The organism is Streptomyces sp. NPDC059398, assembly GCF_042751845.1.
Classification (GTDB): domain Bacteria; phylum Actinomycetota; class Actinomycetes; order Streptomycetales; family Streptomycetaceae; genus Streptomyces.
The window spans coordinates 18,203-40,784 of record NZ_JBHYWP010000042.1; the positions used below are offsets into that span (position 1 = coordinate 18,203).

Sequence of the window (22,582 nt, forward strand, 5' to 3'; positions counted from 1 at the left end):
CTCCCGCCCGCCGGCTGGGGGGCCCGTGGGGCTCTCACCCCCCCCGCGCGGGTCACCCCCCCGGCGGCCCCCACCCCCGCGGGGGGGGCCCCCCCCCGGTCGGCGCCGAGGAGATCACCGATCGGCTCGACTACCTCGGCACCGGAGGTGGAGACGATCACCACATCGCGGCCTGCCGTGTGGTGCTCCTCGATGAGGGAAGCGGCCTCGTCGTAGATGATCGGGTCGATCAGATCGTGCAGGGTCTCGGCGACGATCTGCTTGACCTGCCGGACGTTCCAGCCCTTGCAGAGGGCGGAGAGATACTCGCGCATCCGCTCCATCTGGTCGTGATCCGCGCCACCGGCGAGGAATACGAACTGGGCGTACGCGGTGCGCAGTACGGCCCTGCGGTTGATCAGTCCGCCTTGATAGAAGGACTTGCTGAAGGTCAGCGTCGACGACTTGGCGATGACTGTCTTGTCGAGGTCAAAGAAGGCAGCGGTACGGGGCGACGAGTGGTTTTCCACAGCTCCGAGCATAGGTGCCCGCCATTCGGCTTACCCGGCGGCGCGTGGGTTTGCCTGAGAAGGCTCTCGGGTACACCATGGAAGTCACGGATCGTTCGCGACCGTGTTATCCCCGTCCGGCTCCTCCCCCCCCGAGTCGGACGTGGGGACGACCCCAGCTCTCCCCCCCGGCTGGGGTCGTCGCATGTCCGGACACGTTTTCGGGCGTGCACTCCCTGTCGGCAGCGGCTCAGCGGTCATCTGCGGCACTCTCCTCCGGTCGGCTGTGACGGTCCTCAGTACTGAATACGCATGACGCTCCGTAGTCGTTGCACTCCTCTCCGGAAGTCACCGATAAGGGTGGGGGAGATATTCACAACCAGTGAGTTGTCCACAGTTTTCGAGCAAGATCCACTTAATTTCCCGGGTCCCTGCACGGTGATTCCCATCGCGAAGTCGGCGGCCGTTCGCCACGGCTTCGCGGCACCAGGGAATCACTGTCAGAGGGAGGCGGGATCGTGGCTGGATCCATCACACCTGATCGACCGCCGGCGGCCGAGAGGCGCCGGGGGGGACCGCTGATCGTCACTGAGGACGCGGCTCTCCTCGACGATCTGCTGCGGCTGTGCGCCGCGGCCGGGGCCGAGCCGGAAGTCCATCACGGGGTGCCCGAGCACAAGGGCGGCTGGGAGGGCGCACCGCTGATCCTCGTGGGGGACGACGCCGCTGCCCGGGTCCGTGGGAGCACCCGCAGACCCGGGGTGTATCTGGTGGGGAGGGACCAGGACGACCCCGGTGTCTGGCAGCGGGCCGTCGAGATCGGGGCAGAGTACGTGCTGCGGCTGCCGGATGCCGAGAGCTGGCTCGTGGAGCGGATCGCGGATGTGGCCGAGGGCGCCGGGGACCAGGCGCTCACGGTCGGAGTGATCGGCGGCCGGGGCGGGGCCGGGGCATCCACCCTGGCGTGTGCGCTCGCCGTGACCGCGGCCCGGAGCGGTCTGCGCACTGTGCTCATCGACGGGGATCCGCTGGGCGGCGGACTCGATGTGCTGCTCGGCGGTGAACACGCACCGGGCAGAAGGTGGCCGGATTTCGCCCGTTCAAAAGGGCGGGTCGCCGGGAGCGCGCTGGAGGAATCCCTGCCGCGACTGCACGGGCTGCGCGTCCTCAGCTGGGACCGGACGGATGCGGTGGTGATCGCACCGGAGTCGATGCGGGCCGTCCTGGCGGCCGCGCGCAGGGGCGGCGGAGCGGTGGTCGTGGATCTGCCCCGGCGGGTCGACGAAGGGGTCGCGGAAGCGCTCGCCCAGCTCGATCTCGGCCTTCTGGTGGTGCCGGGTGAGCTCCGGGCGGTCGCTGCCGCGGCCAGGGTGGCTTCCATGGCCGGGATGGTCCTCCAGGACCTGCGGGCGGTGGTTCGCGGGCCCTATGCGCCGGGGCTGGACGAGGAATGGGTCGCTCAGGCGCTGAAGCTGCCCCTCGCGGGCGAACTGCCGCCGGAGGAAGGGCTGCTCGCCGCCCAGGGCGGCGGCGCTCCGCCGGGTGGCCGGGCCAAGGGACCGCTGGCCCGATTCAGTACGGCGTTCTGGGCGCAGGCCCTGGCCGGGCGAGGTGTCTCATGAGTACGGCGGCCATGTCCGCCGGGGCGCCGTCCTGCGCCGGCACGCCGCCACTCCTCGACGCCGTACGGCAGCGCCTCGCGGAGAGCGGGGCCGAGCCCACACCGGCACGGGTGGCAGCGGCGCTGCGCGCCCAGGGGCGGCTGCTGGGGGACGCGGAAGTGCTCGGGCACGCGGAGGAGTTGCGGTCCGAACTCGTGGGCTCCGGAAGGCTGGAGGCGCTGCTGGCTGATCCCGCGGTGACCGATGTGCTGGTCGCCGGGCCGGACCGGGTGTGGGTCGACCGCGGCACCGGACTCGAACTGACCGATGTGGCCTTCCCCGACGCCGCCGCGGTGCGCCGGCTGGCACAGCGGCTCGCCGCGGTGGCCGGGCGGCGCCTCGACGATGCCAGGCCCTGGGTGGACGCCCGGCTGCCGGACGGGACGCGGATGCATGCGGTGCTTGAACCGGTGGCCGTCGGGTCGGCCTGCCTCTCGTTGCGGGTGGTGCGGCCGAAGGCCTTCACCCTTGAGGAACTGGTGGCGGCGGGGACCGTCCCGCCGGGCGGTGACGCGGTGCTGCGGGCGCTGATCGATGCCCGGCTTTCCTTCCTGGTCAGTGGGGGCACGGGCTCGGGCAAGACGACGCTCCTCTCGTCCCTGCTGGGCCTGGTCGGGCCGGCCGAGCGGATTGTGCTGGCGGAGGACTCCTCGGAGTTGAGGCCCGAGCACCCGCATGTGGTGCGGCTGGAGTCGCGCCCGCCGAACCAGGAGGGGGCGGGCCGGGTGACCCTGCGGGATCTGGTCCGCCAGGCACTGCGGATGCGGCCCGACCGGCTGGTGGTGGGCGAGGTGCGCGGCGCCGAGGTCACCGAGCTGCTGGCCGCGCTGAACACAGGTCATGAAGGAGGCTGTGGAACTCTGCACGCGAATGCCGCAGCCGATGTCCCTGCCCGTCTCGAAGCGCTCGGGACGGCGGCGGGGCTCGACCGGGCCGCCCTGCACAGCCAATTGGCTGCGGCGCTTGCGGTCGTGGTGCATCTCGTACGGGATCGGTGCGGGCTGCGCCGGGTCGCCGAGGTGCATGTGCTGGACCGGGACGCGACGGGACTGGTGATGACCGTGCCCGCGCTGCGCTGGGGCGCTGAGGGCTTCACCCAGGGGCGCGGATGGCCCCGGCTGCGGGCCATGATCGGGGGCGCGTCATGACGGCTCTCGTCTTTGTGACGGTGCTCTGTGCGGGTGCGGCCCTCTGCATGCTGGCCGCGCAGGAGCGGGGGCTGCGCAGGGGGCGGATGCTGTTCGCCGGCGGTCCGGGGGCGGGCGCGCACGCGTGGAGCGGTCGGCTCCGCGGCCGGGTGCGTGGCCGTCTGCGGCCGGAGTGGCTCTGCCTTGTGGTGGCCGGAGTCGTCGCGGTACTGGGCGGATCGGTGCTGCCGCTACTGGCGGGGGGAGTGGCTGTGCCCCTGGTGGGGCGGCGGTTGCGGGCGGCGGCTGCGGCCCGTGACCGGCTGGCGCGGACCGACGCGGTGATCTCACTCTGTGGGGCGGTGGCCGCCGAACTGCGGGCCGGGAAGCAGCCCGGAGAGGCGTTGCTGGCTGCGGGACGGGGATCGGGCGCTCTGGGTACGGCGGAGGCCGCGGTGCTGGCAGCGGCGCGGTTCGGTGGAGATGTGCCGGAGGCTCTCCGGAGTGCGGCCCGGGAGCCGGGCGCTGCGGGACTGCGAGGTGCTGCCGCTTGCTGGCGGGTGTCCGTGGACGGGGGCGCCGGCCTGGCGGCCGGACTCGAAGGGCTGGAGGGCGCGCTGCGCGCCGAACGGGACGAACGAGTCGGCCTGCGCGCCGAATTGGCCGGGGCGAGGTCGACGGTGCTTGTCCTCGCTTTGCTTCCGGCGGGAGGGCTGCTGCTCGGCACCGCTCTCGGTGCCGATCCGCTGTGGACGCTGCTGCACACTCCGGCGGGGCTGTGCTGTCTGCTCGCGGGCGGGGTGCTGGAGAGCGCGGGGTTCTTCTGGGCAGGGCGGATCGTGCGGGCGGGGGAGGGGCTGTGACCGGGGCCGCGCACAGCGCTGTCATGGCGGGGGAGGTTGTCCACAGGCTGGGGGCAGTGCTGTGCGCCGTGGCTGTGGCAGCCCGACTGGGCCTTGCCTGGACCGGGCGGCGGCATGAACGCCTGTCCCGCAAGCGGGCCACCGCGCTGCTGGCCGCGACACCGGAAAGGCCGGCGCGACGCCCTGCCTACCGGGTGTGGGCTGCCCGGTGGGGCGCTCCGCTGGCCGCAGTGGCCACCTGCTGTGTCCTGGTCGGCGGGTGGAGCGGATGTGCGCTCGGCCTTGCCGCCGGGTACGGGGTGCGGTGCTGGCGGCGAAGGCGTTCTTCCTCCGAAGCCGACGAGACCCTGATGAGGTCGGCGGCACGTGAACTGCCTCTCGCCGCCGAGTTGCTGGCGGCATGCATCGCTGCCGGCGCCGGACCCCGCGAGGCGGCCGAGGCGGTCGGGGAATCACTGGGCGGGCCGGTCGGCGACGCGCTGGCCCGTGCGGCGGCAGAGCTGCGGCTCGGCAGTGAACCTGCCGCGGCCTGGGGGCGGTTCGGTTCGATACCGGGGGCGCCGGGGCTGGCCCGCTGCCTGGAGCGGGCCGCGTCGACCGGTGCCCCTGCCGCCGATTCGGTCGCCCGGCTCGCCGCGGGGCTCAGAGCCGACCGGGCCAGGGCGGCCAAGGAAAGGGCCGGCCGGGCGGGCGTTCTGATCACCGGGCCTGTTGGTCTCTGCTTCCTGCCTGCCTTCCTGGCGGTCGGAGTGGTGCCCGTGGTGATCGGACTGGCGGGCCATCTGCTGAAGGCGAGCTGACGAACTCGTCCGAGAGCGAGAGGAACTAGCGAGAGACCTTGCTGAACCGACTCGACCCATCGCGCGAAATGGCGCGGAAGAGCGGAAGAGCGGAAGAACAGCGCGAGCCGGACGGCTGCGCTCCGAACGTACGAACAGCACGGGGAAATACGGGGGTTGACATGGTGAACGAGCAGAATCTGCTGAACGGATCCGGAGGTCCGGTGGAGTCCGGTACACCGGAGGGTGCAGGAGCAGTGAGGTGGGTGCGGGCCCGCTGGCATCGGCTGAGGCACGGAGCCGGCAGGGACGCGGGAATGTCCACGTCTGAGTACGCGATGGGCACGATCGCGGCGTGTGCCTTCGCTGCGGTGCTCTACAAGGTGGTGACCAGCGGGCCCGTTGCGGCAGCGCTGCAATCGGTGGTCGAGAAGGCGCTCCATGCGAAGTTCTGACGCCCGTGGGAGGCGGGCCGAAAGCGATACGGGTGGGAGGTGGTCTGCCGACCAGGGATCCGTCTCGGCCGAGGCAGCGGTGGTGATTCCGGCGCTGGTGCTGTTCACGATGGCACTGGTCTGGGCCCTCGCCGCCGCAGCTGCCCAGATTCAGTGCATCGACGCGGCACGGATCGGTGCGCGGGCAGCCGCCCGGTCGGAGCCGGGGGCTGCGGCCCTCGCCGCCGCCCGGTCGGCGGCCCCACGCGGCGCCCGCGTCACGCTCGGCCGCGCCGGGGACCTCTGGCAGGTTCGGGTGGAAGCGCCGACGCCGGGGCCCGGCCCCCTCGCCCTGACGCTCAAGGCCGAGGCGGCCGCGTTCGACGAGGCCGAGGTGGGCGACTCCGGAGACACCGGGGGACAGAGCGGACTCGGTGGCCGCGACGACCCTGCGGGCCCCGCCGGTCCGGACAGCCCCGGCAGTTCGGACCGTCCGGGCAGCCAGGACGCACCCGATGGAGCTGCCAGTCCGAGCGGTCATGGCGAAAATCCGAGTGGGCATGGCGAAAAGCAGGCGCAGCCGGGCCAAACGGCGGTGCGGGTATGAGGAGGGCCGAGGATCAGTTCGACGACCGGGGTTCGGCGACGGTGTGGGTGGCCATGGCGATGACTTCCCTCTGTGTGGTCTTCGCAGCCCTGCTGGTGATGGGGCAGGGTGTGGCGGCCCGTCACCGGGCCGGTGGCGCCGCCGACCTGGCGGCTCTGGCAGCTGCCGACCGCGCGCTGCAGGGGCAGGCCACGGCGTGCGCCGCGGCGGTCCGGGTGGCCGGAGCGCAAGGGGCCAGGGTGGTGCGGTGCGGGGTGCGGGACGAGATCGCCGATGTGACGGCGGAGGCGCGGTTCGGTCCGTACACGCCGAAGGTCAGAGCCCGGGCCGGTCCTCCGGAGGATTCCCCCGTTCGGGCGAATCGCCGCCAGGAGCTTCCCGGAGGAGTTCCGTGAGGAGGCGTACGGCGCCGCGTTTGTGCAGGGGGTCGTTGCCGTTGCCGCATTTCGGGGACTGGATGCAGGAGGGGCAGCCCGCATCGCATTCGCAGGAGGCGATGGCCTCCCGGGTCGCGGTGAGCCATTCGCGGGCCGTGTGGAAGGCCCGCTCGGCGAAGCCGGCCCCGCCGGGGTGGCCGTCGTACACGAAGACCGTCGGGAGCAGGGTGTCCGGGTGCAGCGGGATGGAGACGCCCCCGATGTCCCAGCGGTCGCAGGTGGCGAAGAGCGGCAGCATGCCGATGGAGGCGTGTTCCGCGGCGTGCAGGGCGCCCGCCAGCTGTTCGGGGTTGATCCGGGCGGCATCGAGCTGGTCCTCGGTGACCGTCCACCACACGGCCCGGGTGCGCAGGGTGCGGGGCGGAAGGTCGAGCTTCGTCTCACCGAGCACCTCCCCGGTGATGAGTCTGCGACGTAGGAAGGAGACGACCTGGTTGGTGACCTCGACAGATCCGTAGCAGAGCCGTCCGGTGCCCCACGGGATCTCGGTGTCGGTCTCCAGGACGGCGATGGCGGTGGTGTCCCGTGCGGTGGTCGAGTACGGCGGGGCGGCCTCCTCGACCAGGGCGGCAGAATCCTCCAGATCCAGGTGCTTCACCACGTAGGTGCGCCCCTGGTGGAGGTGGACGGCGCCCTCGTGGACGGTGGTGTGGGAGGAGGCTTCGTCGACCGTGCCGAGCAGCCGCCCCGTTCCCGCCTCGACGATCTGGACGGGACGGCCGCCCTCACCGCGGATGTCGGTCAGGTCCGCTGCCCGCTCCCGGCGCGTCCAGTACCAGGATCCGCCCCGCCGGCGCAGCAGTTTCGCGGTCTCCAGCTGCGGCATCAGCCCGGCGGTCGCCGGGCCGAAGAGTTCCAGATCGGTAGCGGTCAGCGGCAGTTCCGCCGCGGCCGCGCACAGATGGGGGGCGAGGACATACGGATTGTCCGGGTCCAGGACGGTGGACTCCACGGGCCGCTGGAAGAGGGCATCGGGATGGTGGACGAGGTAGGTGTCCAGCGGATCGTCGCGGGCCACCAGGACGGCGAGGGCGCCCCCGCCCGAGCGGCCGGCCCGGCCCGCCTGTTGCCAGAGGGAGGCCCGGGTGCCGGGGTAGCCGGCGATGACGACCGCGTCCAGCCCCGAGACGTCGATGCCGAGTTCCAGGGCGGTGGTGGCGGCGAGGCCGAGCAGTTCGCCGGAGTGCAGGGCGGCTTCGATGGCACGGCGCTCCTCCGGGAGATAGCCGCCCCGGTAGGCCGCGACCCTGGAGACCAGGGAGCGGTCGACCTCGGCAAGACGCTCCTGGGCGATGACGGAGATCAGCTCCGCGCCGCGCCTGGACCGTACGAAGGCGACCGAGCGGACGCCCTGCACGGTGAGATCGGTGAGGAGGTCGGCGGTCTCGGCGGTGGCGGTACGGCGTACGGGGGCGCCCTGCTCGCCGTGGAGTTCGGTGAGCGGCGGCTCCCAGAGGGCGAAGACCAGTTCGCCACGCGGAGAGGCATCGTCGGCCACCTCGCGCACGGGGAGCCCGGTGAGGCGTCCGGCGGTCACGGCGGGCTCCGCCGCGGTCGCGGAGGCGAGCAGGAAGACGGGGTCGGAGCCGTAACGGGCACAGAGGCGGCGCAGCCTGCGTACCACCTGGGCCACGTGGGAGCCGAAGACGCCCCGGTAGGTGTGGCACTCGTCGATGACCACGTACCGCAGAGCACGCAGGAAGGAGGCCCAGCGCGGGTGGGAGGGCAGGATCCCGCGGTGCAGCATGTCCGGATTGGTGAGGACGTAGTTGGCGAACTGACGTACCCATTCGCGCTCTTCGACGGGTGTGTCCCCGTCGTACACGGCTGGTCTGATGCCGTGGCCGAGCGGTGCGGCCAGCTCCCGGAAGGAGCGGCGCTGGTCGGCAGCGAGGGCCTTGGTGGGGGCGAGGTAGAGGGCGGTGGCGCCCCGGCCGTTGGGCGCCTCCGAGCCGTCCAGGAGAGCCGAGAGCACCGGCGCGAGGTAGGCGAGCGACTTGCCCGAAGCGGTGCCCGTGGCAATGATCACAGACTCGCCGTCGAGCGCGTGCTCGGCAGCTGTGGCCTGATGGGCCCATGGATGTTCGATGCCCTGTGCCTGAATGGCCGCAATCACTTCCGGTCGGATGCGATCGGGCCAGACGGCATGGCGCCCCGCACGTGGGGGCAGGTGCTCCGTATGAGTGATGCGCGAAGCCCGGCTCTGCCCTGCGGAGAGACGCTCGAGTATCTGCCGCGGACCGGGTCGTGCACCCGTGTCCCCGGTGGGTCGCCTGGGGCGGTGATTCTTGGCCATCGGTACCGAGTGTGTCACCGGCATGACGGACAATGGGCTCAAGGCGTCGTGCATGCCTGCTGGTAAGTGATTGAATGCCATCGCGGCTGGCGATCCGTTCCCCGACTCCGCCGGGGAGACCACGTGGGGCGGCCGCTCGATAGCAAGGTGCTGGAGGATCCGTGGACCTGTCCCTGTCGACTCGCAATGTGTCCGGGCCTGGTGGCGACCGTACGGTCGTCGAGGTCGGTGGCGAGATTGATGTATATACCGCGCCCAAGCTGCGCGAGCAGTTGGTCGAGTTGGTGAACGACGGCAGTTACCACCTGGTCGTCGACATGGAGAGCGTGGACTTCCTCGACTCCACCGGACTCGGCGTGCTCGTTGGCGGCCTGAAGCGTGTGCGTGCCCATGAGGGCTCGCTGCGCCTGGTCTGCAACCAGGAGCGCATTCTCAAGATCTTCCGTATCACCGGTCTGACCAAGGTGTTCCCGATCCACACCACGGTCGATGAAGCCGTCGCGGCAAACGACTGACGGCTCCGGAGGAAGAACGCAGGGGTACCGGGCTCCCAGCCCGGTCCCCCCGAGAAGCACGCCCGTACGTCTGAGGGGGATCGCATGGCCACCGTTGAACTCCGTTTCAGCGCCCAGCCCGAACATGTGAGGACGGCTCGCCTGGTGGCGGCCGCCGTGGCACGCCGGGCCGGGGTCGATGAGGCCGTGCTGGACGAAGTGAGACTCGCGGTCGGCGAGGCTTGTTCCCGTGCGGTGGGACTCCACCGCGGCAATGGCATCGCGGCTCCCGTCCGTGTCGTACTGATCGAGGAGGAGAAGTCCTTCTCGATCGAGGTCGGGGACGAGATGCCCAGTACGGGCGGTGCGGCCTCCCCGGGTTCCGGGGCGTCCGCCGCTCCGGCCGTGGGGGGCGCCGGTGCCTCCGCCGACGGTGAGGACGAGATGGGCCTCGCGGTCATCAGCGGGCTCGTCGACGATGTGGAGGTCACCTCCGGCGAGGCCGGGGGCGTCATCCGGATGACATGGCCGACGACGTCGGCGCCCGCACTGCCCTGACCCATCCCTGGTTTCCGGTGCACCCGTTCCCTGCGTGGGGCCCGGTCAGAATCCTGCCCCCTGAGGCGGGGACCGTCTCCCCGATGAGGGGACCGTCTCCCTGCGGGGCCTGTGCCGGCAGCGAGGCCCGCTGCTACGACGTGGTCCGTCCCTGCGGGGGCCTCACCTGGTGACGAGCCCCGATCTCCCCGCCTTTTGATCGGCCCTGCTGAGCAGGGCCTTTTTGTTTTTCTTGATCCTTGTGTTGTATTTCATCCTGCGGCAGCTGTCCCGCCGAATGCCTCTGCCCCATTACTCTCCATTTATGCGCCAAGGCAGGTTTATTCGGGCAGGTGTCAATTCTGTTTACCACGCCCTTTTTTGATCAGGTCCCGCTCCCTACAATCCGTCCACATCTTGAGCTTTGAGCGTCAAGGAGGACGAATGGCGGGGCTCTTCAACCCACAGCAGTCCGAACACTCCACAACCCTCGCAGCCGCGGTACTCACCGACGGCAACCGGATCATCGTGATCGTCATCGCCGTGGTGGCGCTAGCGGCCCTGCTCGTCGCCCAGCTGCTGGTACGTCAGGTACTGGCCGCCGGTGAGGGCAGCGAATCCATGAAACAGATCGCGGCAGCCGTACAGGAAGGCGCGAATGCCTATCTGGGCAGGCAGTTGCGCACACTCGGCGCCTTTGCCGTCGTCGTGTTCTTCCTGCTCTTCCTGCTCCCGGCCGACGACTGGTCGCAGCGTGCGGGGCGTTCTGTCTTCTTCCTGGTCGGCGCGCTTTTCTCGGCGACCACCGGATACATCGGCATGCGGCTTGCCGTACGAGCCAATGTGCGCGTAGCGGCAGCCGCCCGGGAAGCAACTCCGGGAGAGGGTGAGCCGGAAAGGGATCTCACCACCGTCTCGCACCGGGCAATGAAGATCGCTTTCCGTACGGGCGGTGTGGTGGGCATGTTCACCGTGGGCCTCGGTCTGCTCGGTGCCTCCTGTGTCGTCCTCGTCTACGCCGCCGACGCGCCCAAGGTGCTGGAGGGCTTCGGTCTGGGTGCCGCGCTGATCGCCATGTTCATGAGGGTCGGTGGCGGCATCTTCACCAAGGCCGCCGATGTCGGCGCCGACCTGGTCGGCAAGGTGGAGCAGGGCATTCCGGAGGACGATCCGCGTAACGCCGCGACCATCGCGGACAACGTGGGGGACAACGTCGGCGACTGCGCGGGCATGGCGGCCGACCTCTTCGAGTCCTATGCCGTCACGCTCGTCGCGGCCCTCATCCTCGGCAGGGCCGCCTTCGGGAACTCCGGACTCGCCTTTCCCCTGATCGTTCCGGCGATCGGTGTGGTCACCGCGATGATCGGTATCTTCGCGGTCGCCCCACGGTGCTCCGACCGCGGCGGGATGTCCGCCATCAACCGCGGATTCTTCATCTCCGCGGTGATCTCCCTGGTCCTGATGGCCGTGGCGGTCTACAGCTATCTGCCCGGTTCCTACCGCGACCTGGACGGAGTGACCGATGCGGCCATCCGGGCGCACGGCGGCGACCCGCGGGTGCTCGCCCTGGTCGCGGTCGCCATCGGTATCGTCCTGGCCGCGCTCATCCAGCAGCTGACCGGGTACTTCACCGAGACCAGCCGCCGTCCGGTCCGGGACATCGGCAAGTCCTCGCTCACCGGCGCCGCGACCGTGGTGCTCGCGGGTGTCGCCATCGGGCTCGAATCCGCCGTCTACACCGCGCTGCTCATCGGGCTCGGTGTGTACGGGGCGTTCCTGCTCGGCGGTACGTCGATCATGCTCGCTCTCTTCGCGGTGGCCCTGGCGGGCACCGGGCTGCTCACCACCGTCGGTGTCATCGTCGCCATGGACACCTTCGGGCCGGTCTCCGACAACGCCCAGGGCATCGCGGAGATGTCCGGTGACGTCGAAGGCGCGGGGGCCCAGGTGCTCACCGATCTCGACGCGGTCGGCAACACCACCAAGGCCATCACCAAGGGCATCGCCATCGCGACGGCGGTGCTCGCCGCCTCGGCGCTCTTCGGTTCGTACCGTGACGCGCTGGCCACCGCCGTCGACGACGTACATGCCAAGGCGGGCGAACTCGGACTGAGCATGGACATCTCCCAGCCCAACAACCTGGTGGGTCTGATGTTCGGCGCCGCGGTCGTCTTCCTCTTCTCCGGGCTCGCCGTCAACGCGGTCTCACGCTCGGCCGGTTCCGTGGTCTACGAGGTCAGGCGGCAGTTCCGCGAGCACCCGGGGATCATGGACCACACGGAGAAACCCGAGTACGGCCGGGTGGTCGACATCTGCACCAAGGACGCCCTGCGCGAGCTGACCACGCCGGGCCTGCTCGCCGTGATGGCGCCCATCGCGGTGGGTTTCACCCTCGGGGTGGGCGCACTCGGCTCGTTCCTGGCAGGCGCGATCGGGGCCGGCACCCTGATGGCGGTCTTCCTGGCCAACTCCGGTGGGGCGTGGGACAACGCCAAGAAGCTGGTCGAGGACGGCCACCACGGCGGCAAGGGCAGTGACGCCCATGCGGCGACCGTCATCGGTGACACGGTCGGCGACCCGTTCAAGGACACCGCGGGCCCCGCGATCAATCCGCTGCTCAAGGTGATGAATCTGGTGGCGCTGCTGATCGCGCCCGCGGTGGTGAAGTTCAGCTACGGCGACCATGCCAGCGCTCCGGTGCGTGCCGTGGTGGCCGCGGTCGCCCTCGTGGTCATCGTCGCCGCGGTGTACGTGTCGAAGCGGCGCGGAATCTCCGTGGACGGCGACGGCGAGGCGGTCGGGGCCGGTGAAGGAGTGGGGTCGGCGGTGTCCGCCCAGGACACTCTCTGATCCGGTCACTGATCCGGTCATTTCGGTAATGCGCCATCAGGCGGGGGTCCGGCAGGCCGTGCTGACGGCCTGTCCGGCCCTCGCCGTATGCCGGCGCGGGTTGCTGCGCCCGTGAGCCTTGTCTCTCCCGTCCCGCTTGGTGCAAATGGCTGCAATACGGTCAAAAACGGTCGTACGACACGCGAATGTCGCCCACTTGGCGTGTATGTTCCGGGGCCGAGAGCCTTGGAAGGGACCAATCCGGTGAACAAGAAGCTTGCTGCCGCACTGTCCGGCGGTGCGGTACTGGTACTGGCGTTGTCGGGCTGCAGCGACAACAGCAGCAACAAGACGGACGACTGGGCCAAGTCGCTCTGCGGCGACATCGGGCCCCAGCTGACGAAGATCAACAAGGCCAACCAGCAGATCACCGCGGTGGCGGCGGACGGCAAGCCCGCAGACATCCAGAAGGCGGACTCGGCCGCGTTCCAGGATCTGTCCTCGGCCGACGCGGCCATCGCCGCGGGCCTCAAGAAGGCAGGACCGCCGCCCGGTGACGACGGGAAGAAGATCCAGCAGGACGCCATCGCCGAGCTGAACACCAACTCGAAGGCGTACGCCGATCTGAAGAAGCAGGTCGACGCGTTGGACGTCAAGGACCAGCAGAAGTTCTCGGACGGTCTCAAGAGCATCGGCGAGAACATGAAGAAGATCAACGAGACCGCCTACAAGAAGCTCTTCTCCGGAGACACGGGCAAGGCGCTGCTCAACCAGGACAAGTGCAAGGTCGCGACCTCCTCGCCGTCCCCCACCGTCGCGCCCTCCAAGGCATAGCGCAGCGGAGGCCGGACAGCCGGCCTGAGACCGCCGATGACTGACACCCCGACCGCTCGCGGGCTTCTTTCACCGGCGGTTTTGCGCTGTTCGCCGCGCTCGGTGCGGGCGTTGTCAGTGGGAGCGGCCACAATGGGCGGGTGAGTACGACCAGTCTTCCCGCGCCCGACCACTCGCCCCTCATCCGCGAGGCTCTGCTCGCCGCCGCCTTCACCGCGGACGGTCTGCTCGACCTGCTCGGCGCGCCCGCGTACGCCGCGCTGGCCCGCAGCGAGACGGTGCCTGCCCTGCGGGCCACCCGAGGCCGTGCACCGCTGGAGACACTGGTGCGCCTCTTCCTGCTCCAGCAGCCCGTCCCCGCCGAGCAGGTCGCGTCCGTGCTGCCGTTGGAGGAGTGCGTCGCCGACGGCTGGCTGGCGCGCGCGGACGACGGCGTACGGGCGACGGTGGACGTCAGGCCGTACGGCGGCCCGGAGGGGCAGGACTGGTTCATCGTCTCGGATCCGGGGTGCGGGGTCGGCGGTGCGGGCGGCATCGGCAGCCATGACGAGGGCGTGGTGCTGGGGGTCGGCGGGGCGTCCACCACGCTCGCCGGGATCACCGTTCGTACGCCTGTCGGGCGGGCGCTCGACCTCGGTACCGGCTCCGGTATCCAGGCTCTGCACGCCGCGCAGCACGCCACGGCGGTCACCGCCACCGACCTCAATCCCCGGGCGCTCGCCTTCACCCGGCTCACCCTCGCGCTCTCAGGGGCGCCCGCGGCCGATCTCCGTGAGGGCTCGCTCTTCGCACCGGTGGCCGGTGAGACGTACGACCTGATCGTCTCCAATCCGCCCTTCGTCATCTCCCCCGGGGCCAGGCTGACCTACCGGGACGGCGGGATGGGCGGGGACGACCTCTGCCGCTCGCTCGTCTCGGAGGCGGGCGACCGGCTGAACGAGGGGGGATACGCGCAGTTCCTGGCCAACTGGCAGCACGTGGAGGGCGAGGAGTGGCAGGAGCGGCTGCGCTCCTGGGTGCCGCGCGGCTGCGACGCGTGGATCGTGCAGCGCGAGGTGCAGGACATCACGCAGTACGCGGAGTTGTGGCTGCGGGACAGCGGTGACCACCGCACCGACCCGGATGTCTATGCCGAGCGGTACGAGGCGTGGCTCGACGAGTTCGACGCCCGGCGGACCAAGGCTGTCGGCTTCGGCTGGATCACGCTGCACAAGTCGGGGTCCGACCGTCCGTCGGTCGTGGTGGAGGAGTGGCCGCACCCGGTGGAGCAGCCGCTCGGCGAGACCGTACGGGCGCACTTCGAGCGCCGGAGCTATCTGCGCGACCACGACGACGCAGCGCTGCTCGCCGACCGCTTCAGGCTCGCGCCCGAGGTGGTGCAGGAGCAGGTCGGCATGCCGGGCGCCGAGGACCCCGAGCATGTGATCCTCCGGCAGAACCGCGGAATGCGCAGGGCCACCAAGGTCGACACGGTGGGCGCGGGCTTCGCGGGAGTGTGTGACGGGACACTCTCGGCCGGGCAGATCCTCGACGCCATCGCCCAGTTGCTCGGCGAGGACCCGGTGGTGCTCAGGGACCGCACCCCGCAGTCCATCCGGCTGCTGGTCGAGGAGGGCTTCCTCGACCCGGTGGGGCCCGGCGCTTCCGTCTGACGTCGGGTCGTGTCCTGCCGGCGTTCACCGGTGACCACAGATGTCCGCCGGTGCCCGCTAGGCCCCTTGATGTGCCCGCTTCTGTCCTCCTGTGGCCGGCCCCGGTGCGCACGCCGTTCACCCGTTGTTCGCGCCGGTGTCGTCCTGGGGTGCCAGCCTCACCGTTCTGGAACTCGGGGCTCGGGGACGGGACGGTACGGACATGGAGAGCGCGCCCGCGGTCTTCGTCGGCACGGCATTCGCACTGTTCGGGGGTGCGCTGCTGCTGTGGACCGGCGCGCGGACGTTCCGCCGCGCCCCGGTCGTGGAGGGGGTGAGCCCTACGCGCGCCCTCGCTCTGGCGGTGGCGTTCGGTGTGGTCTCCCTGACCCTCGGAGTGTGGTGCTTCACCCGCCTCTGATGCGCCTCCGACCTGGCCTTGGACACGGCTTCCGACCTGGCATCGGAAACCGCCTCCTGACCACTCGCCTCCTGACCACTCGCCCGAAACGGTCTCCGGAGCCCCCGCCCGTACGTCCTCCGCCACCGCTCCCGGAAGCAGCCGCACCCACCTCCGGAGGGGCGGCGTACCGGCTTCCGGAACCACGCGCACCGGCGCATGGGCGTACGCGGGCCCCGTGCACCGGCCCGCCCTCAGGACCGCCGGAGTGCGGGCCGTGCGGGCGTCCCCGAGGGGGTGCGGGCAGGGCCCCGGGGAGGGCAGTGGGCCGATCCGGGCGGCAGAAATGGCGGTAGTCGGGTTACCGTTCCAGTGGCCGTTGCGGGCTTTCGCCGTTTGACACGGGGACGGGATGTACCGTCACACTCCGCAGCGAGCATGACCACCGAGTGCCGACCGGAGAGAAGAGCCACGTTGTCCCCGACCAGCGAGACCGCACACGGCGGCCGCCGACTCGTCATTGTCGAGTCGCCCGCCAAGGCGAAGACGATCAAGGGCTACCTCGGCCCGGGTTATGTCGTCGAGGCAAGCGTCGGGCACATCCGTGACCTCCCGAACGGTGCCGCTGAGGTACCCGACAAGTACACCGGCGAGGTGCGCCGCCTCGGAGTGGACGTCAACAACGACTTCCAGCCCATCTACGTCGTCAACTCCGACAAGAAGTCGCAGGTCAAAAAGCTCAAAGAGCTCCTCGCGGAGTCCGACGAACTCTTCCTCGCCACCGATGAGGACCGCGAGGGCGAAGCCATCGCGTGGCACCTCCAGGAGGTCCTGAAGCCCAAGGTCCCGGTCCACCGGATGGTCTTCCACGAGATCACCAAGGAAGCGATCAGGGCCGCCGTCGCCAACCCGCGCGAGCTCAACAAGCGCATGGTCGACGCGCAGGAGACCCGACGGATCCTCGACCGTCTCTACGGCTACGAGGTCTCCCCGGTCCTGTGGAAGAAGGTCATGCCGCGCCTCTCGGCCGGCCGCGTGCAGTCCGTCGCCACCCGCCTGGTGGTCGAACGGGAACGCGAACGCATCGCTTTCCGTTCTGCTGAGTACTGGGACCTCACCGGTACGTTCTCCACCGGCCGCCAGGGCGACGCCTCCGACCCGTCGACCCTCGTGGCCAGGCTGAACTCGGTGGACGGCCGCCGGGTCGCCCAGGGCCGTGACTTCAACTCCACGGGACAGCTCAAGAGCGACGTCCTGCACCTCGACGAGGCGAACGCCCGTGCGCTCGCCGCCGCGCTGGCCGACTCCGCCTACGCCGTGCGCTCGGTCGAGTCCAAGCCGTACCGCCGCTCGCCGTACGCCCCGTTCCGTACGACGACCCTCCAGCAGGAGGCCAGCCGCAAGCTGGGGTTCGGTGCGAAGTCGACCATGCAGGTGGCCCAGAAGCTGTATGAGAACGGCTTCATCACCTATATGCGTACGGACTCCACCACCCTCTCGGACACCGCGGTCGGGGCCGCCCGCGCCCAGGTCACGCAGTTGTACGGCAGCGACTATCTGCCGGACAAGCCGCGTACGTACGCCGGGAAGGTCAAGAACGCCCAGGAGGCGCACGAGGCGATCCGCCCCTCGGGCGACCGGTTCCGTACGCCTGCCGAGACCGGTCTCTCCGGCGACCAGTTCCGGCTGTACGAGCTGATCTGGAAGCGGACCGTCGCCTCCCAGATGAAGGACGCGGTCGGCAACTCGGTCACCGTCAAGATCGCGGGGACCTCCTCCGACGGCCGGGTCGCCGAGTTCTCGGCCTCCGGCAAGACGATCACCTTCCACGGCTTCATGAAGGCGTACGTCGAAGGCGCCGACGACCCGAACGCCGAGCTGGACGACCGTGAACGCAGGCTGCCGCAGGTCGCCGAGGGTGACGCGCTCTCCGCCCAGGAGATGACGGTCGACGGCCACTCCACCAAGCCGCCGGCCCGCTACACCGAGGCCTCGCTGGTCAAGGAGCTGGAAGAGCGCGAGATCGGCCGTCCCTCGACCTATGCGTCGATCATCGGCACGATCCTCGACCGCGGCTACGTCTTCAAGAAGGGCACCGCGCTGGTCCCCTCCTTCCTCTCCTTCGCCGTGGTCAACCTGCTGGAGAAGCACTTCGGGCGGCTCGTCGACTACGACTTCACCGCACGGATGGAGGACGACCTCGACGGCATCGCGCGGGGCGAGGCCAAGTCCGTGCCGTGGCTGAAGCGCTTCTACTTCGGCGAGGGCGAGGGCGAGGGCGACGCCGACCCGAGCACCGGCACCGCGGCCGCCGCGGGGAACGGCGACGGCGACCACCTGGGCGGGCTCAAGGAGCTCGTCACGGACCTCGGGGCCATCGACGCCCGGGAGATCTCGTCCTTCCCGGTCGGCGACGACATCGTGCTGCGCGTCGGCCGGTACGGCCCGTACATCGAGCGCGGCGAGAAGGACTCGGAGAACCACCAGCGCGCCGACGTCCCCGACGACATGGCGCCCGACGAGCTGACCGTCGAGTACGCCGAGGAGCTGCTCGCCAAGCCGAGCGGCGACTTCGAGCTGGGCACCGACCCCGAGTCGGGCCACCAGATCGTGGCGAAGGACGGCCGGTACGGCCCGTACGTCACGGAGGTCCTCCCCGAGGGCACCCCGAAGACCGGCAAGAACGCGGTGAAGCCGCGGACCGCCTCGCTCTTCAAGTCGATGTCGCTCGACACGGTCACCCTGGCCGATGCGCTCAAGCTGATGTCGCTGCCCCGGGTGGTCGGCACGGACGCCGAGGGCGTCGAGATCACCGCGCAGAACGGCCGGTACGGCCCGTACCTGAAGAAGGGCACCGACTCGCGCTCCCTGGAGACCGAGGACCAGCTCTTCGCCATCACGCTCGACGAGGCGCTGGCGATCTACGCCCAGCCCAAGCAGCGCGGGCGGGCCGCCGCCAAGCCGCCGCTCAAGGAGCTGGGCACGGACCCGGTCAGTGAGCGCCCTGTCGTCGTGAAGGACGGCCGGTTCGGCGCGTATGTCACGGACGGCGAGACGAACGCGACGCTGCGGACCGCCGACAGCGTCGAGGACATCACGCCGGAGCGCGGTTACGAACTGCTCGCCGAGAAGCGTGCCAAGGGCCCGGCGAAGAAGAAGACGGCCAAGAAGGCTCCGGCCAAGAAGTCGGCGGCGAAGAAGACGGCGGCCAAGAAGACCACGACGGCCGCGAAGAAGACGGCATCGAAGACCACGACGAAGAAGACGGCGTCGAAGACCGCGGCGAAGAAGGCTCCTGCCAAGAAGGCCGCTGCCCAGCAGACGGGCGCATCCGCAGCCGGCGACGAGTAGCACCGGAGCGGACTCGTCGGCCCACCGCTGACCCCGGTTCCGCGCCCGTGGTGTGGAGCCCGCGGGTCGGCCGGCTGGGCCGGGCGCACGGTGAACCGGTGTGCTGTACACCGGAGTCCGCCCCGCCGGGGTCCTGGTGCGGGTGAGCCGGGTGAGATCGAACGGCCGGTACGGCGCGTCCCCGAGGGGCGCGGCGTACCGGCCGCCCAAATGTTCGGGGGGCCCGCCAGGGACCTGACCCTTCCGGATAGGCTGGTCGGATGACGCGAGCCGAGCAGCCAACGGTCGTGAGCCCCACCTCCGACGAACTAGCCGCAGACTCACGCGAGCGCGCCGTCCGAGCTTTGTTGCGTATCCCCCCGCTCCGGCGGTTGTGGAGCGCCCAGCTCGTCGGCAATATCGGCGACACCCTCGCCCTACTCGTGCTGCTGCTTCTTTCGTTGCAGGCGGCGGTCGCGCAGGAATCCTTCGGGGGCGGGTACCGCGGTGCCGCCTTCGCCGTAGCCGCCGTATTCGGCGCGCGGGCCCTTGCCACCTTGCTCTTCGGGGCCGTACTGCTCGGCCCGGTCGCCGCGCTCACGGCGCCGAACGGGCCGCTGGACCGCCGCTGGACCATGATCGGCGCGGACGGCCTGCGGGTCGCCCTGCTGATCATCGCCCCGCTGTGGGTCAACTGGACGCCGGCCAACGCGCCCGCCGCCCTGCTGGCCACGGTCTTCGTCGTGGGCGTCGCCGAGCGGTTCTGGACGGTCGCCAAGGAGAGCACCGCACCCGCGCTGCTGCCGAAGCCGCCGCCCGAGAGCGTCGCGGTGCGGGGTCTGCCCGACCATCTCGAAGCGCTGCGCAGGCTCTCGCTGCGTACCGCCTTCCTCGCGATTCCGGCGGCCGCCGCCGTACTGCTGGTCGCCACGCTGATCAGCAAGCTGCTCGGATCGGGCATCGACTGGTTTTCCCTGCACCAGGCCGCGCTCGGCTCCTACGCCGCTGCCGGTCTCTTCGCCGCGTCCGTTTCGACGCTGTACTTCCTCGAACTGCCCGACGGCCAGACGCCGCGCGCCCGTTCCCCGCTGGAGGGACTGCGCCGCCCCGCGGGCCCCAACGGCCCCGACAAGGGCCGCACGGGCAGCGTCCCGCTGCTGATCCTGGCGGCCGCAGCCGTCGCCGGAGCCATCGCTTCCGCCACGGCCGTCGCCGTACTGGACGCCATCGACCTGGACGGCGGGCCGGTCGCCTTCGCGCTGCTCGTCCTCGTCCTCATCGCGGGCACGGCCGCCGGTATCCGAACGGCCCCCAAGACCCTCCCGGGTCTCTCGCGCCGCAGGCTGCTCGCCCTGGCGATCACTCTGACCGGTGTGGCGCTGCTGGTGATGGGGCTCGTCCCGGACACCGCGACCGTCGTGCTGATCGCGGCACTCGCCGGCTGGTCGGCCGGTGTCGCGGCGCACACCGCGCACACGCTGGTCGACCAGGAGACCGAGGACAGCAGGCGGGCCCGGACCACCGGGCACCTGCAGGCGGTCGTGCGGGTCGCCGTCGCGCTCGGAGCGATCGTGGCACCGCTGGTCGCCGCCCTGATCGGGCCGCACCACCTCGGCAACGGCAGCTTCGTCTTCGCCCACGGCGGGGCCGCCTTCACGCTGATGCTCGTCGGTGCGCTGCTGCTGCCGGTGGGCGCTCTGGTCCTGGTCAAGGCGGACGACCGTACGGGCGTACCGCTGCGCCACGATCTGCGCGACGCCCTGCGCGGCGGCGCCGACCCTGTCCAGGCCCCCGCAGCGAACGGCTTCTTCCTCGCCCTCGAAGGGGGCGACGGGGCCGGCAAGTCCACCCAGGTCGAGGCGCTCGCGGAGTGGATCCGCGCCAAGGGCCACGAGGTCGTCGTCACCCGCGAACCGGGTGCGACACCGGTCGGCAAGCGGCTGCGTTCGATCCTGCTGGACGTGGCGTCGGCCGGTCTCTCCAACCGCGCGGAGGCGCTGCTGTACGCCGCGGACCGCGCCGAACACATCGACTCGGTCGTCCTGCCCGCCCTGGAGCGCGGCGCGATCGTCATCTCCGACCGCTACATCGACTCGTCGGTGGCCTACCAGGGCGCGGGCCGTGAGCTGGCGCCGACCGAGATCGGCCGTATCAACCGCTGGGCGACCGGTGGTCTCGTACCGCATCTGACGGTGCTGCTCGACGTCTCACCCGAGGCCGCGCGTGAGCGCTTCACGGAGGCGCCCGATCGGCTGGAGTCCGAGCCGGCCGAGTTCCACCAGCGGGTACGGGCCGGGTTCCTGACGCTGGCCGCCGCCGACCCCGGTCGCTACCTGGTGGTGGACGGGGCGCAGGAGCCGGACGCGATCACCACGGTCGTACGCCACCGTCTCGACCAGCTGCTGCCGCTCTCCGAAGCCGAGATCAAGGCTCAGGAGGAGGCGCGGAAGGCGGCCGAGGAGGAGGCCCGCAGGAAGGCCGAGGAGGAAGCGGCCCGCAAGGCGGAGGAGGAGCGGCTGGAGCGGGAGCGCCAGGCGCAGCTCGCCAAGCTCCGGGCCGAGGAGGAGGAGCGCAAGCGCCGCGAGCTCGAAGAGGCGCGGCGGCGCGAGGAGGAGCGCCAGGCCGAGGAGGCACGCCGTCAGGCCGAGGAGGCCAGGCGGCTCGCCGAGGAGGAGCGGCTCCGCCGCGAGGCCGAGGAGCAGGCACGGGAGCAGGAGCAGGAGCGGCTCCGCAAGCAGAAGGAAGAGCAGGAGCGGCTCCGCGCGGAGGCCGAGGAGCGCCGCAAGGAGAAGCAGCGCAAGGCGGAGCAGGCGCTGCTGCGGGCCGAGGAGGTCCGCAGGCAGGCCGAGGCGGAGGCCGCCGAGGCGGCACGGACGGCGGCGGCTTCGGCCGACAGCGGGCTGGCGGACGGCGGGCCGTACGGGGAGGGCTCCGGCGACGGGACCCCCGGCGACGGGACCACCGGCTACGCGACCACCGGCCACGCGACCACCGACAGCGGGACCACAGACGGTGGGAGCACCGGCCACGGGACCACCGACAACGAGACGACGGTCGAGACTCGTATGGTGGGCGCCAACGAGGTGACCCAGCCGGTCGAGGTGCGGCCCGCACCGTCGTCGTCCGACTCGGACGAGACCACGGTCATCCCGAAGTTCACGGATGAGCCGGGGGAGAGCGGGGCGTCCGGTACGTCCGGCTCTTCGGGCCACACGGGCAACTCGGGCCACACGGGGTCCTCGCGCGCCGAGCACTCCGGGCAGGCTTCGCCGTCGCAGGGCTCCGCACGTTCCGGCCGGTCGGCGGGTCCTTCGTGGGCCGCGCGGCTGTCCGATCCGGCGGAGCAGCCGGAGTCGTCGGGGCAGACGGAAGGGACGGGTTCCGGTTCGGGTTCCCGGTCCGGGGCTCAGGGCTCCACCGCGGACTCGGAGGAGACCACAGTTCTGCCGCAGGCCCAGCTGCGGGGAGCCACCCCCGCGGACCGGGTGCCTCCGGGGTACTTCCGGGACGAGCACCCCACGCAGACGCAGCAGACGCCTCCGGAGAACGCGAACGAGCGGACGCGTGAGCTGCCGCAGATCGATCCGGACCGCCCGCGCCGCCGCTCGGACTGGGCGGAGGAGACCCCGCTGGACGACCTGCCCACGCTGGCCGACGAACTGCTGGGCTCGGACCGTGAGGACGAGGACCACGACAACAAGGGCAGAGGCCAGGGCAAGGGCCGACGCTGAGGCAGGCACCCCCGCGGGGGCCGCGTAAAAAAAACCCCCACCGGGCCCCCCGGCGGGTGGGGGGGGGCGCGCACCCCCCCCCCCCGCCCCGGGGGCACCCAGGG

The 22,582-nt window shown here is 70.9% G+C and carries 17 protein-coding genes; 15 read left to right on the plus strand and 2 right to left on the minus strand.

The window, feature by feature from the left end:
- A partial coding sequence (locus ACFXBC_RS17175; RefSeq protein WP_385024345.1) for an HAD-IB family hydrolase occupies nt 1-521 on the minus strand: 521 nt, incomplete at its 3' end.
- 485 nt (nt 522-1,006) lie between these two features.
- On the opposite strand from ACFXBC_RS17175, the gene ssd reads away from it, so the two are divergent.
- The 7 genes from ssd (at nt 1,007) to ACFXBC_RS17210 (ending at nt 6,354) form a co-directional block, all read left to right on the plus strand.
- Nucleotides 1,007-2,110: a septum site-determining protein Ssd gene (gene ssd, locus ACFXBC_RS17180; protein ID WP_385024347.1), complete on the plus strand. Its 1,104-nt coding sequence runs from the start codon at nt 1,007-1,009 to the stop codon at nt 2,108-2,110.
- On the plus strand, nt 2,107-3,297 hold the full coding sequence (locus ACFXBC_RS17185; protein WP_385024349.1) for a TadA family conjugal transfer-associated ATPase: 1,191 nt from the start codon (nt 2,107-2,109) through the stop codon (nt 3,295-3,297). Before ssd ends, ACFXBC_RS17185 begins: the two co-directional genes overlap by 4 nt.
- Entirely contained in the window at nt 3,294-4,139 is an 846-nt protein-coding gene (locus tag ACFXBC_RS17190) for a type II secretion system F family protein (RefSeq protein WP_385024351.1), read from the plus strand. The genes ACFXBC_RS17185 and ACFXBC_RS17190 overlap by 4 nt, the downstream gene beginning before the upstream one ends.
- Before the next feature lie 23 nt (nt 4,140-4,162).
- Nucleotides 4,163-4,939, plus strand: a complete 777-nt coding sequence (locus ACFXBC_RS17195; protein ID WP_385024353.1) for a type II secretion system F family protein — start codon at nt 4,163-4,165, stop codon at nt 4,937-4,939.
- A gap of 296 nt (nt 4,940-5,235) precedes the next feature.
- Entirely contained in the window at nt 5,236-5,373 is a 138-nt protein-coding gene (locus ACFXBC_RS17200; RefSeq protein ID WP_385024355.1) for a DUF4244 domain-containing protein, read from the plus strand.
- The gene (locus ACFXBC_RS17205; protein ID WP_385024357.1) at nt 5,360-5,959 is read left to right on the plus strand and encodes a TadE family type IV pilus minor pilin; all 600 of its coding nucleotides are present in this window, start codon (nt 5,360-5,362) and stop codon (nt 5,957-5,959) included. Before ACFXBC_RS17200 ends, ACFXBC_RS17205 begins: the two co-directional genes overlap by 14 nt.
- On the plus strand, nt 5,956-6,354 hold the full coding sequence (locus tag ACFXBC_RS17210; RefSeq protein WP_385024359.1) for an Rv3654c family TadE-like protein: 399 nt from the start codon (nt 5,956-5,958) through the stop codon (nt 6,352-6,354). The genes ACFXBC_RS17205 and ACFXBC_RS17210 overlap by 4 nt, the downstream gene beginning before the upstream one ends.
- Here the strand turns inward: ACFXBC_RS17210 and ACFXBC_RS17215 are convergent.
- Nucleotides 6,275-8,773: a DEAD/DEAH box helicase gene (locus ACFXBC_RS17215; RefSeq protein ID WP_385024361.1), complete on the minus strand. Its 2,499-nt coding sequence runs from the start codon at nt 8,771-8,773 to the stop codon at nt 6,275-6,277. The genes ACFXBC_RS17210 and ACFXBC_RS17215 overlap by 80 nt on opposite strands.
- A gap of 80 nt (nt 8,774-8,853) precedes the next feature.
- On the opposite strand from ACFXBC_RS17215, the gene ACFXBC_RS17220 reads away from it, so the two are divergent.
- The 8 genes from ACFXBC_RS17220 (at nt 8,854) to tmk (ending at nt 22,478) form a co-directional block, all read left to right on the plus strand.
- Entirely contained in the window at nt 8,854-9,207 is a 354-nt protein-coding gene (locus ACFXBC_RS17220; RefSeq protein ID WP_385024363.1) for an STAS domain-containing protein, read from the plus strand.
- Nucleotides 9,208-9,291: 84 nt separating this feature from the next.
- Nucleotides 9,292-9,744: an ATP-binding protein gene (locus tag ACFXBC_RS17225; protein WP_385024365.1), complete on the plus strand. Its 453-nt coding sequence runs from the start codon at nt 9,292-9,294 to the stop codon at nt 9,742-9,744.
- 423 nt (nt 9,745-10,167) lie between these two features.
- A complete protein-coding gene (locus tag ACFXBC_RS17230) occupies nt 10,168-12,573 on the plus strand; it encodes a sodium-translocating pyrophosphatase (protein ID WP_385024367.1) in 2,406 nt (801 codons plus the stop codon).
- A 243-nt stretch (nt 12,574-12,816) separates the two neighbouring features.
- Complete coding sequence (locus ACFXBC_RS17235) at nt 12,817-13,386, plus strand: small secreted protein (protein WP_385024369.1); 570 nt, start codon at nt 12,817-12,819, stop codon at nt 13,384-13,386.
- Between the two features lie 140 nt (nt 13,387-13,526).
- Complete coding sequence (locus ACFXBC_RS17240) at nt 13,527-15,038, plus strand: methyltransferase (RefSeq protein ID WP_385024371.1); 1,512 nt, start codon at nt 13,527-13,529, stop codon at nt 15,036-15,038.
- Nucleotides 15,039-15,240: 202 nt separating this feature from the next.
- Nucleotides 15,241-15,438, plus strand: coding sequence for a hypothetical protein (locus ACFXBC_RS17245; protein WP_385024373.1), 198 nt, complete (start codon nt 15,241-15,243; stop codon nt 15,436-15,438).
- Nucleotides 15,439-15,891: 453 nt separating this feature from the next.
- A complete protein-coding gene (gene topA / locus ACFXBC_RS17250) occupies nt 15,892-18,768 on the plus strand; it encodes a type I DNA topoisomerase (RefSeq protein WP_385024375.1) in 2,877 nt (958 codons plus the stop codon).
- Between the two features lie 260 nt (nt 18,769-19,028).
- Complete coding sequence (tmk, locus tag ACFXBC_RS17255) at nt 19,029-22,478, plus strand: dTMP kinase (protein WP_385024376.1); 3,450 nt, start codon at nt 19,029-19,031, stop codon at nt 22,476-22,478.
- Nucleotides 22,479-22,582 lie beyond the last annotated feature (104 nt).

What these genes read in the sequence shown, in the direction of transcription:
- ACFXBC_RS17185 (WP_385024349.1), top strand. Translation starts at nt 2,107, where the DNA reads ATGAGTACGGCGGCCATGTCCGCCGGGGCGCCGTCCTGCGCCGGCACG.
- ACFXBC_RS17190 (WP_385024351.1), top strand. Translation starts at nt 3,294, where the DNA reads ATGACGGCTCTCGTCTTTGTGACGGTGCTCTGTGCGGGTGCGGCCCTC.
- ACFXBC_RS17195 (WP_385024353.1), top strand. Translation starts at nt 4,163, where the DNA reads ATGGCGGGGGAGGTTGTCCACAGGCTGGGGGCAGTGCTGTGCGCCGTG.
- ACFXBC_RS17200 (WP_385024355.1), top strand. Translation starts at nt 5,236, where the DNA reads ATGTCCACGTCTGAGTACGCGATGGGCACGATCGCGGCGTGTGCCTTC.
- ACFXBC_RS17205 (WP_385024357.1), top strand. Translation starts at nt 5,360, where the DNA reads ATGCGAAGTTCTGACGCCCGTGGGAGGCGGGCCGAAAGCGATACGGGT.
- ACFXBC_RS17210 (WP_385024359.1), top strand. Translation starts at nt 5,956, where the DNA reads ATGAGGAGGGCCGAGGATCAGTTCGACGACCGGGGTTCGGCGACGGTG.
- ACFXBC_RS17215 (WP_385024361.1), bottom strand. Translation starts at nt 8,773, where the DNA reads ATGGCATTCAATCACTTACCAGCAGGCATGCACGACGCCTTGAGCCCA.
- ACFXBC_RS17225 (WP_385024365.1), top strand. Translation starts at nt 9,292, where the DNA reads ATGGCCACCGTTGAACTCCGTTTCAGCGCCCAGCCCGAACATGTGAGG.
- ACFXBC_RS17230 (WP_385024367.1), top strand. Translation starts at nt 10,168, where the DNA reads ATGGCGGGGCTCTTCAACCCACAGCAGTCCGAACACTCCACAACCCTC.
- ACFXBC_RS17245 (WP_385024373.1), top strand. Translation starts at nt 15,241, where the DNA reads ATGGAGAGCGCGCCCGCGGTCTTCGTCGGCACGGCATTCGCACTGTTC.
- tmk (WP_385024376.1), top strand. Translation starts at nt 19,029, where the DNA reads ATGACGCGAGCCGAGCAGCCAACGGTCGTGAGCCCCACCTCCGACGAA.